11 protein-coding genes are annotated in these 9,197 nt (G+C 68.2%); 9 read left to right on the forward strand and 2 right to left on the reverse strand.

All coding sequences use genetic code 11. The features are described from left to right. The coding region (locus JMF90_RS11740) for a methylglyoxal synthase (protein WP_201325122.1) at positions 1 to 262 on the reverse strand (262 nt) is incomplete at its 3' end. A gap of 52 nt (positions 263 to 314) precedes the next feature. After that, positions 315 to 1,094, reverse strand: coding sequence for an SDR family oxidoreductase (locus tag JMF90_RS11745; protein WP_054928026.1), 780 nt, complete (start codon positions 1,092 to 1,094; stop codon positions 315 to 317). 208 nt (positions 1,095 to 1,302) lie between these two features. On the opposite strand from JMF90_RS11745, the gene upp reads away from it, so the two are divergent. The 9 genes from upp (at position 1,303) to rng (ending at position 9,177) form a co-directional block, all read left to right on the forward strand. Further along, positions 1,303 to 1,953 carry a uracil phosphoribosyltransferase gene (gene upp / locus JMF90_RS11750; RefSeq protein WP_006478229.1) on the forward strand — a complete coding sequence of 217 codons (651 nt, stop codon included), beginning with the start codon at positions 1,303 to 1,305 and terminating at the stop codon, positions 1,951 to 1,953. Between the two features lie 228 nt (positions 1,954 to 2,181). After that, positions 2,182 to 2,910, forward strand: a complete 729-nt coding sequence (locus JMF90_RS11755) for a YebC/PmpR family DNA-binding transcriptional regulator (protein WP_006478227.1) — start codon at positions 2,182 to 2,184, stop codon at positions 2,908 to 2,910. Positions 2,911 to 3,015: 105 nt separating this feature from the next. After that, complete coding sequence (gene purD, locus JMF90_RS11760) at positions 3,016 to 4,296, forward strand: phosphoribosylamine--glycine ligase (protein WP_011694339.1); 1,281 nt, start codon at positions 3,016 to 3,018, stop codon at positions 4,294 to 4,296. A 118-nt stretch (positions 4,297 to 4,414) separates the two neighbouring features. Continuing rightward, positions 4,415 to 5,338: an oxygen-dependent coproporphyrinogen oxidase gene (hemF, locus tag JMF90_RS11765; protein ID WP_054928027.1), complete on the forward strand. Its 924-nt coding sequence runs from the start codon at positions 4,415 to 4,417 to the stop codon at positions 5,336 to 5,338. Between the two features lie 8 nt (positions 5,339 to 5,346). Continuing rightward, positions 5,347 to 6,078, forward strand: a complete 732-nt coding sequence (locus JMF90_RS11770; RefSeq protein WP_054928028.1) for a nicotinate-nucleotide adenylyltransferase — start codon at positions 5,347 to 5,349, stop codon at positions 6,076 to 6,078. Positions 6,079 to 6,082: 4 nt separating this feature from the next. Beyond that, entirely contained in the window at positions 6,083 to 6,526 is a 444-nt protein-coding gene (gene rsfS, locus JMF90_RS11775) for a ribosome silencing factor (RefSeq protein ID WP_006484266.1), read from the forward strand. A gap of 18 nt (positions 6,527 to 6,544) precedes the next feature. Further along, positions 6,545 to 7,015 carry a 23S rRNA (pseudouridine(1915)-N(3))-methyltransferase RlmH gene (gene rlmH, locus JMF90_RS11780; RefSeq protein ID WP_006478222.1) on the forward strand — a complete coding sequence of 157 codons (471 nt, stop codon included), beginning with the start codon at positions 6,545 to 6,547 and terminating at the stop codon, positions 7,013 to 7,015. Positions 7,016 to 7,066: 51 nt separating this feature from the next. Then, positions 7,067 to 7,699: a nucleoside triphosphate pyrophosphatase gene (locus JMF90_RS11785; protein WP_006478221.1), complete on the forward strand. Its 633-nt coding sequence runs from the start codon at positions 7,067 to 7,069 to the stop codon at positions 7,697 to 7,699. An 8-nt stretch (positions 7,700 to 7,707) separates the two neighbouring features. After that, positions 7,708 to 9,177 (forward strand): ribonuclease G, encoded by a 1,470-nt coding sequence (gene rng, locus JMF90_RS11790; protein ID WP_011545847.1) that lies wholly within the window; start codon positions 7,708 to 7,710, stop codon positions 9,175 to 9,177. The last annotated feature ends 20 nt before the right edge of the window (positions 9,178 to 9,197 follow it).

Here is a 9,197-nt window from a genome sequence, read left to right on the forward strand (position 1 = left end):
GTGCGGTCATCGGGTCGCGCAGGAACACGACGATGTCGACGCGGCCGTCGGCGAGTTCCGCACCGATCTGCAGGTCGCCGCCGAGCGGCCCCGACAGCTTGCGCTCGACCTCGAGCCCGTGCGCGGCGGCGATACGGCCGCCCGTCGTGCCGGTCGCGACCAGCCGGCATTGCGCGAGCGTCTCGCGATACTGGCCCGCGAGCGCGACGATCTCGTCCTTCTTCGCGTCGTGCGCAATCAGTGCGATGCGGGGTTTGCTCATCTCCAGTTCCTTCGTCGTTCGGTTGTTGTCGTCGTGAAGCGAAAAGCGCGGGTCAGAACGTACCCGGATACGCGCCGCCGTCGAGCAACCAGTTCTGCCCGGTAATGTAGCCGGCGTGCACGCTGCACAGGAACGCGCAGGCCGCGCCGAACTCGGCGCGCGTGCCGAGGCGCCCGGCCGGGATGTCCCTGGTGCGCCGCGCGCGCATCTCGTCGACCGTCACGCCCTGCGCCTGCGCCGACGCGGCGAGCGTGGTCGCGATCCGGTCGGTGTCGAACAGCCCCGGCAGCAGGTTGTTGATCGTCACGCCCTGCCCCGCGACCTTGCGCGACAGCCCCGCGACGAAGCCGGTCAGCCCCGAGCGGGCGCCGTTCGACAGCGCGAGCACGTCGATCGGCGCCTTCACGGCCGAACTCGTGATGTTGACGATCCGGCCGAAGCCGCGGCCGATCATCCCGTCGAGGGTCGCGCGGATCAGCTCGATCGGCGTCAGCATGTTCGACTCGAGCGCACGGATCCAGTCGCCGTGCGAGAAGTCGCGGAAGTCGCCGGGCGGCGGGCCGCCGGCATTCGTCACGAGAATGTCCGGCTGCGGGCACGCGGCGAGCGCGGCCGCGCGGCCGTCCGGCGTCGTGATGTCGCACGCGACCGCCGTGACCGACACGTTCGCGCCGGCGCGGATCTCTTCCGCGGTTTCCTCCAGTGTGTCGCGCGTGCGCGCGACGATCACGAGGTTCACGCCCTCGGCGGCCAGCGCTTCCGCGCAGCCGCGCCCGAGGCCCTTGCTGGCCGCGCACACGAGCGCGGTCTTTCCTTCGATGCCGAGATCCATCGTCGTTTCCCTGGTGGCGCGCGTGCCGGCACGGGCCCGCGTGGCCGCCGGCGGCGGGCAAACGGGCGTGCGCGGCACGCGGATTGTCGTGAGACGTCGATAATATCCGGATCGCGCGGCGCGCCTTGGTAAAATTGCGGCCATGAGCGGCGGCCGGCTCATGGCCGCCGCCGCCCCCGATCCCCTTTTGCCGCCAAGGCACCCCGTCATGAAACAGGACAGCCGTTTCCCGAACCTCTTCATCACCGATCACCCGCTGATCCAGCACAAGCTCACGCACATGCGCGACAAGGACACGTCCACGCGCACGTTCCGCGAACTGCTGCGCGAGATCACGCTGCTGATGGGCTATGAGATCACCCGCAACCTGCCGATCACGACCAAGCGGGTCGAAACCCCGCTGGTGGCGGTCGACGCGCCGGTGATCGCCGGCAAGAAGCTCGCGATCGTGCCCGTGCTGCGCGCGGGCATCGGGATGTCGGACGGCCTGCTCGACCTGGTGCCGTCCGCGCGCGTCGGCCACATCGGCGTGTACCGCGCCGAGGACCACCGTCCGGTCGAATACCTGGTGCGCCTGCCGGACCTGGAAGACCGCATCTTCATCCTGTGCGACCCGATGGTCGCGACCGGCTATTCGGCCGTGCATGCGGTCGACGTGCTCAAGCGCCGCAACGTGCCGGCCGCGAACATCATGTTCGTCGCGCTGGTCGCCGCGCCCGAGGGCGTGCAGGTGTTCCAGGACGCGCACCCCGACGTGAAGCTGTTCGTCGCGTCGCTCGACTCGCATCTGAACGAACACGCGTACATCGTGCCGGGCCTGGGCGACGCCGGCGACCGCCTGTTCGGCACCAAGAACTGAGCGCACCGGGCGTCGGGCGCCGCCATGCCGCGCGTCCCGGCGCGCCGCGACGGCCGCCCCGGCCGTTCGGCCATGCGCGGCGGCCCCGAAGCGGCGGTCGCCGCGTGATAAAATCACGATCCACTCGACACGCGCGGCCCCGCGGCTTCATGCCCGCCGAAACGGCCGCCGATTCAACGACACACTGAAACAATCGCCCGCGCTGCGCGCCCGGGCACGGAGAAAGGTATGGCTGGTCATTCGAAATGGGCCAACATCAAGCATAAGAAGGCTGCGGCCGACGCGAAGCGCGGCAAGATCTGGACCCGCCTGATCAAGGAAATCCAGGTCGCGGCGCGCCTCGGCGGCGGCGACGTCAACTCGAACCCGCGCCTGCGTCTCGCGGTCGACAAGGCAGCCGACGCGAACATGCCGAAGGACAACGTCAAGCGTGCGATCGATCGCGGCGTCGGCGGCGCGGACGGCGCGAACTACGAAGAAATCCGTTACGAAGGCTACGGCATCAGCGGCGCGGCGATCATCGTCGACACGCTGACCGACAATCGCACCCGCACGGTCGCGGAAGTGCGCCACGCATTCTCGAAGTTCGGCGGGAACATGGGCACCGACGGCTCCGTCGCGTTCATGTTCGATCACGTCGGCCAGTTCCTGTTCGCGCCCGGCACGTCGGAAGACGCGCTGATGGAAGCCGCGCTCGAAGCCGGCGCGAACGACGTGAACACGAACGACGACGGCTCGATCGAGGTGCTGTGCGACTGGCAGGCGTTTTCCGCGGTGAAGGACGCGCTCGAAGCCGCCGGCTTCAAGGCCGAACTCGCCGAAGTGACGATGAAGCCGCAGAACGAAGTCGAATTCACCGGCGACGACGCGGCGAAGATGCAGAAGCTCCTGGACGCGCTCGAGAACCTCGACGACGTGCAGGACGTGTATACAAACGCCGTCATCGTCGAGGAATGAGATGCCGGCCGCCGCGCGCAGCGTTGCGACGGCGGCCCGACCGATTTCGCGGCCGGCGCGCCTGAGCGTGCCGGCCGCCCTGTTTTCTAGTCTGCGGGGAATCCCATGAAACTACTCGTCGTCGGTTCCGGCGGCCGCGAACATGCGCTGGCGTGGAAGCTCGCGCAATCGCCGCGCGTCCAGATGGTCTACGTCGCGCCCGGCAATGGCGGCACGGCGCAGGACGAGCGTCTGAAGAACGTCGACATCACGGCGCTCGACGAACTCGCCGATTTCGCGGAGCGCGAAGGCGTCGCGTTCACGCTCGTCGGGCCGGAAGCGCCGCTCGCGGCCGGCATCGTCAACCTGTTCCGCGCACGCGGCCTGAAGGTATTCGGCCCGACCCGCGAAGCCGCGCAGCTCGAAAGCTCGAAGGATTTCGCGAAGGCGTTCATGAAGCGCCACAACATTCCGACCGCCGACTACGAAACCTTCTCCGATGCGGCCGCCGCCCACGCGTACATCGACGCGAAGGGCGCGCCGATCGTCGTGAAGGCCGACGGCCTCGCGGCCGGCAAGGGCGTCGTCGTCGCGATGACGCTCGAAGAAGCGCATGCGGCCGTCGACATGATGCTGTCGGGCAACAAGCTCGGCGATGCCGGCGCGCGCGTCGTGATCGAGGAATTCCTCGATGGCGAGGAAGCCAGCTTCATCGTGATGGTCGACGGCAAGCACGCGCTGGCGCTGGCTTCCAGCCAGGACCACAAGCGCCTGCTCGACGAGGATCGCGGCCCGAACACCGGCGGCATGGGCGCGTATTCGCCCGCGCCGATCGTCACGCCGCAGATGCATGCACGCGTGATGCGCGAGATCATCATGCCAACCGTGCGCGGGATGGAGAAGGACGGCATCCGCTTCACGGGCTTCCTGTACGCGGGCCTGATGATCGACAAGGACGGCAATCCGCGCACGCTCGAGTTCAACTGCCGGATGGGCGACCCGGAAACGCAGCCGATCATGGCGCGCCTGAAGAGCGATTTCTCGAAGGTCGTCGAGCAGGCGATCGCAGGCACGCTCGACACGGTCGAGCTCGACTGGGATCGCCGCACCGCGCTGGGCGTCGTGCTCGCCGCGCACGGCTACCCGGACGCGCCGCGCAAGGGCGACCGCATCAACGGCATCCCGGCCGAAACCGAACAGGCCGTGACGTTCCATGCGGGCACGACGCTCGCCGACGGCGACAAGCTCGTGACGTCGGGCGGTCGCGTGCTGTGCGTGGTCGGCCTCGCCGATTCGGTGCGCGAAGCGCAGCAGCATGCGTACGACACGATCAACCAGATCAATTTCGAAGGCATGCAGTACCGCCGCGACATCGGCTTTCGCGCGCTCAACCGCAAGAGCACGTGACGTCGCAATCGCCGCCCCGCGCCCGCGCGGCGGCGGCCCCTCTGCCGGGGTTCGATAGAATGCCCGGCAGATGCTTTTTTTACGGCCCCCGCGTCAGGCGGGGGCCGCCAGTCCAGACATGACCGATTCGACCTACGACGTGGCGCGTGTGCGCACGTACCTCCAGAGCCTGCAGACCCGGATCGCCGACGCGCTCGGCGCGCTCGACGGCACGCCGCTCGCGACCGACACGTGGCAGCGCGGGCCGGCCGAACGCCTGCGCGGCGGCGGCTGCACGCGGATTCTCGAAGGCGGCCGCGTGTTCGAACGCGCGGGAATCGGCTTTTCCGACGTCGCGGGCGACGCGCTGCCGCCGTCGGCGAGCGCGGCGCGCCCGCAGCTCGCGGGCCGCGGCTTCGAGGCGCTCGGCGTGTCGCTGGTGCTGCACCCGCGCAATCCGTACTGCCCGACCGTCCACATGAACGTGCGGATGCTGATCGCGACGAAACCGGGCGAGGCGCCCGTGTTCTGGTTCGGCGGCGGCATGGATCTGACACCGGTTTACGGCTTCGAGGACGACGCGCGGCATTTCCACCAGACCTGCAAGGACGCGCTCGACCCGTTCGGCGCCGAGCTCTACCCGCGCTTCAAGCAATGGTGCGACGAATATTTCTTCCTGAAGCACCGCAACGAGACGCGCGGCATCGGCGGGATCTTCTTCGACGACTTCTCGGAGCCCGGTTTCGAACGCTCGTTTGACCTGATGCAAAGCGTCGGCGATGCGTTCCTGAACGCTTACCTGCCGATCGTCGAGCGCCGCACCGAGCTGCCGTACGGCGAGCGCGAGCGCGACTTCCAGGCCTACCGCCGCGGCCGCTACGTCGAATTCAACCTCGTGTTCGACCGCGGCACGCTGTTCGGCCTGCAAAGCGGCGGCCGGACCGAGTCGATCCTGATGTCGATGCCGCCGGTCGCGAACTGGCGCTACAACTGGCAACCCGAGCCGGGTTCGCCGGAAGCGCGCCTCTATAGCGACTTCCTCGTGCCGCGCGACTGGGTCTGAGCCCGCGCGTGCCGCTGCCCCAACGAAAGGACGCGTTTCTGGACACCACCGCCCGCCCCGCCCCGCTGCCGCGTCGTATCGGCTTGCTGGGCGGTACCTTCGACCCGATCCACGACGGCCATCTCGCGCTCGCGCGCCGGTTCGCCGAACTGCTCGACCTGACCGAACTCGTGCTGCTGCCCGCCGGGCAGCCGTACCAGAAGCGCGACGTGTCGGCCGCCGAGCACCGGCTCGCGATGACGCGCGCGGCGGCGGATTCGCTTGTGCTGCCGGGCGTGACCGTGACCGTCGCCACCGACGAGATCGAGCACACCGGCCCGACCTACACGGTCGAGACGCTCGCGCGCTGGCGCGAGCGGATCGGCCCGGATGCATCGCTGTCGCTGCTGATCGGCGCCGACCAGCTCGTGCGCCTCGATACGTGGCGCGACTGGCGCACGCTGTTCGACTACGCGCACATCGGCGTGTCGACGCGCCCGGGCTTCGAGCTCGGCGCGGCGCCGCCGGACGTCGCGCGGGAAATCGCCGCGCGGCAGGCCGGCGCCGACGTGCTCAAGGCCACGCCGGCAGGCCGCCTGCTGATCGATACGACCCTTTCGTTCGACATCGCCGCGACCGACATCCGCGCGCACCTGCGCGAATGCATCGCACGCCATGCGCAAATGCCCCACGCATCGGCCGAACATGTGCCGGCCGCCGTATGGGCCTATATTCTTCAACATCGCCTCTACCATTCCTGAATCCATGGATATTCGCAAACTGCAGCGCGTGATCGTCGACGCCCTCGAAGACGTCAAGGCGCAAGACATCAAGGTGTTCAACACCAGCCACCTGACCGAACTGTTCGACCGCGTGGTCGTCGCCTCGGGCACCTCCAACCGCCAGACCAAGGCGCTCGCGTCGAACGTGCGCGACAAGGTCAAGGAAGCCGGCGGCGACGTCGTCAGCTCCGAAGGCGAGGACACCGGCGAATGGGTGCTGGTCGACTGCGGCGACGCGGTCGTGCACATCCTGCAACCGGCGCTGCGCCAGTACTACAACCTCGAGGAAATCTGGGGCGACAAGCCCGTGCGGATGAAGCTGGGCGGCGGCAAGGGCAATGGCTTCGCCACGGCGAGCGAAGACGACGAGGAAGAGGAAGAAGCGCCCGCACGCCCGGCGCGCAAGACGGCCGCCCGCCGCCGTTGAGCCGTCACGCGTCTGTCGATGAAGCTTTTCATCCTCGCGGTCGGTCACAAGATGCCCGGCTGGATCGCATCCGGCTTCGACGAATACACGAAGCGGATGCCGCCCGAACTGCGCATCGAGTTGCGCGAAATCAAGCCTGAACTGCGTTCGGGCGGCCGCAGCGCCGAAAGCGTGATGGCCGCCGAGCGGCAGAAGATCGAGGCCGCGCTGCCGAAGGGCGCGCGCCTCGTCGCGCTCGACGAGCGCGGCCGCGACTGGACCACGATGCAGCTCGCGCAGGCGCTGCCCGGCTGGCAGCAGGACGGCCGCGACGTCGCGTTCGTGATCGGCGGCGCCGACGGGCTCGATCCGGACCTGAAAGCACGCGCCGACGTGCTGCTGCGCATCTCGAGCATGACGCTGCCGCACGGCATGGTGCGCGTGCTGCTCGCCGAACAGCTTTACCGGGCGTGGAGCATCACGCAGAATCACCCCTACCACCGCGCATGACGTGTCGTCCTCGAGACGCGCGCCGGGCGCGCTCAACGAGATAACGACACCATGCCGTCCAGCACGTCCCCCGCGCTTTTCCCGATCCTTTACCTCGCTTCGCAAAGCCCCCGCCGCCAGGAGCTGCTGCTGCAGATCGGCGTACGCTTCGAGCTGCTGCTGCCGCGCCCCGACGAGGACGCCGAGGCGCTCGAAGCCGAACTGCCCGGCGAAGCCGCCGACGCGTACGTGCGGCGCGTGACCGTCGCGAAGGCCGAGGCCGCGCGTGCGCGTCTCGTCGCGAGCGGCAAACCGGCCGCGCCGGTGCTCGTTGCGGACACCACGGTGACGATCGACGGCGCGATCCTCGGCAAGCCGGCCGACGCCGACGATGCGCTCGCGATGCTCACCCGCCTCGCGGGCCGCGAACACGAAGTCCTGACCGCCGTCGCCGTGATCGGTGCCGACGGCGAACTGCTGCCGCCCGCGCTGTCGCGCTCGTCGGTACGCTTTTCGAACGCACCGCGCGACGCATACGTGCGCTACGTCGAAACCGGCGAGCCGTTCGGCAAGGCCGGCGCGTACGCGATCCAGGGCCGCGCGGCCGAATTCATCGAGCGAATCGACGGGTCCCATTCAGGTATCATGGGTCTGCCCCTTTTTGAGACTGCCGCGCTGCTGCGTACCGCACGCGTCGCCTTCTGAACCGCACCATGAACGAAGAAATCCTGATCAACCTCACGCCGCAGGAAACGCGCGTCGCACTCGTCCAGCAAGGTGCGGTGCAGGAGCTTCACGTCGAGCGCACGCTGTCGCGCGGGCGGGTCGGCAACATCTATCTCGGCAAGGTCGTGCGCGTGCTGCCCGGCATGCAGTCGGCGTTCATCGACATCGGCCTCGAACGCGCGGCGTTCCTGCACGTCGCCGACATCTGGCATCCGCGCCTCGCGGGCGAGCCGCAGTCGGGCGCGCCGCACCAGCCGATCGAGAAGATCGTGTTCGAGGGCCAGACGCTGATGGTCCAGGTGATCAAGGACCCGATCGGCACGAAGGGCGCGCGGCTGTCGACGCAGGTCAGTATCGCGGGGCGCACGCTCGTCTACCTGCCGCAGGAGCCGCATATCGGCATCTCGCAGAAAATCGAGAGCGAGGCCGAGCGCGAGGCCGTGCGCGCGCGCCTGACGGCCGTGATCCCGCCGGACGAGAAAGGCGGCTACATCGTGCGCACGATCGCCGAGGATGCGACCTCCGACGAACTGGCCGGCGACGTCACGTACCTGCGCAAGACCTGGGCGACGATCGTCGCACAAGCGCAGCGTCTACCGGCGACGAGTCTGCTGTATCAGGATCTCGATCTCGCGCAGCGCGTGCTGCGCGATTTCGCGAACGACGACACGACGCGCATCCAGGTCGACTCGCGCGAGACGTACCAGCGCCTGTCGGAATTCGCGGGCGAATTCACGCCGGCCGTGAGCCCGAAGCTGCATCACTACACGGGCGAGCGGCCGCTGTTCGACCTGTACAACATCGAGACGGAGATCCAGCGCGCGCTGTCGCGCCGCGTCGACCTGAAGTCGGGCGGTTACCTGATGATCGACCAGACCGAGGCGATGACGACGATCGACGTGAACACGGGCGGCTATGTCGGCGCGCGCAACTTCGACGACACGATCTTCAAGACCAACCTCGAGGCCGCGCATACGATCGCGCGGCAACTGCGGCTGCGCAACCTCGGCGGGATCATCATCATCGACTTCATCGACATGGAGAACGCCGAGCATCGCGACGCGGTGCTGTCCGAGCTGAAGAAGGCGCTGTCGCGCGACCGCACGCGCGTGACGGTCAACGGTTTCTCGCAGCTCGGGCTCGTCGAGATGACCCGCAAACGCACGCGCGAATCGCTCGCGCACGTGCTGTGCGAACCGTGCCCGACCTGCCAGGGCAAGGGCCAGGTGAAGACGTCGCGCACCGTGTGCTACGACATCCTGCGCGAAATCCTGCGCGAGTCGCGGCAGTTCAATCCACGTGAGTTTCGCGTGATCGCCGCGCAGCAGGTGATCGACCTTTTCCTCGACGAGGAGTCGCAGCATCTGGCGATGCTGATCGACTTCATCGGCAAGCCGGTGTCGCTGCAGGTGGAGTCGAATCTGAGCCAGGAGCAGTACGATATCGTGCTGATGTAACCTTCCGCCCATCCGCCGCC

The sequence above is a fragment of the Burkholderia sp. E168m23 genome (genome assembly GCF_016586125.1).
Taxonomy (GTDB): domain Bacteria; phylum Pseudomonadota; class Gammaproteobacteria; order Burkholderiales; family Burkholderiaceae; genus Burkholderia; species Burkholderia orbicola.

Bases quoted from the DNA above. Each gene is read 5' to 3' on its own strand.
- upp (WP_006478229.1), top strand. From the start codon at position 1,303: ATGAAACAGGACAGCCGTTTCCCGAACCTCTTCATCACCGATCACCCG.
- rlmH (WP_006478222.1), top strand. From the start codon at position 6,545: ATGAAGCTTTTCATCCTCGCGGTCGGTCACAAGATGCCCGGCTGGATC.
- purD (WP_011694339.1), top strand. From the start codon at position 3,016: ATGAAACTACTCGTCGTCGGTTCCGGCGGCCGCGAACATGCGCTGGCG.
- hemF (WP_054928027.1), top strand. From the start codon at position 4,415: ATGACCGATTCGACCTACGACGTGGCGCGTGTGCGCACGTACCTCCAG.
- rsfS (WP_006484266.1), top strand. From the start codon at position 6,083: ATGGATATTCGCAAACTGCAGCGCGTGATCGTCGACGCCCTCGAAGAC.
- JMF90_RS11785 (WP_006478221.1), top strand. From the start codon at position 7,067: ATGCCGTCCAGCACGTCCCCCGCGCTTTTCCCGATCCTTTACCTCGCT.
- JMF90_RS11745 (WP_054928026.1), bottom strand. From the start codon at position 1,094: ATGGATCTCGGCATCGAAGGAAAGACCGCGCTCGTGTGCGCGGCCAGC.
- JMF90_RS11755 (WP_006478227.1), top strand. From the start codon at position 2,182: ATGGCTGGTCATTCGAAATGGGCCAACATCAAGCATAAGAAGGCTGCG.
- rng (WP_011545847.1), top strand. From the start codon at position 7,708: ATGAACGAAGAAATCCTGATCAACCTCACGCCGCAGGAAACGCGCGTC.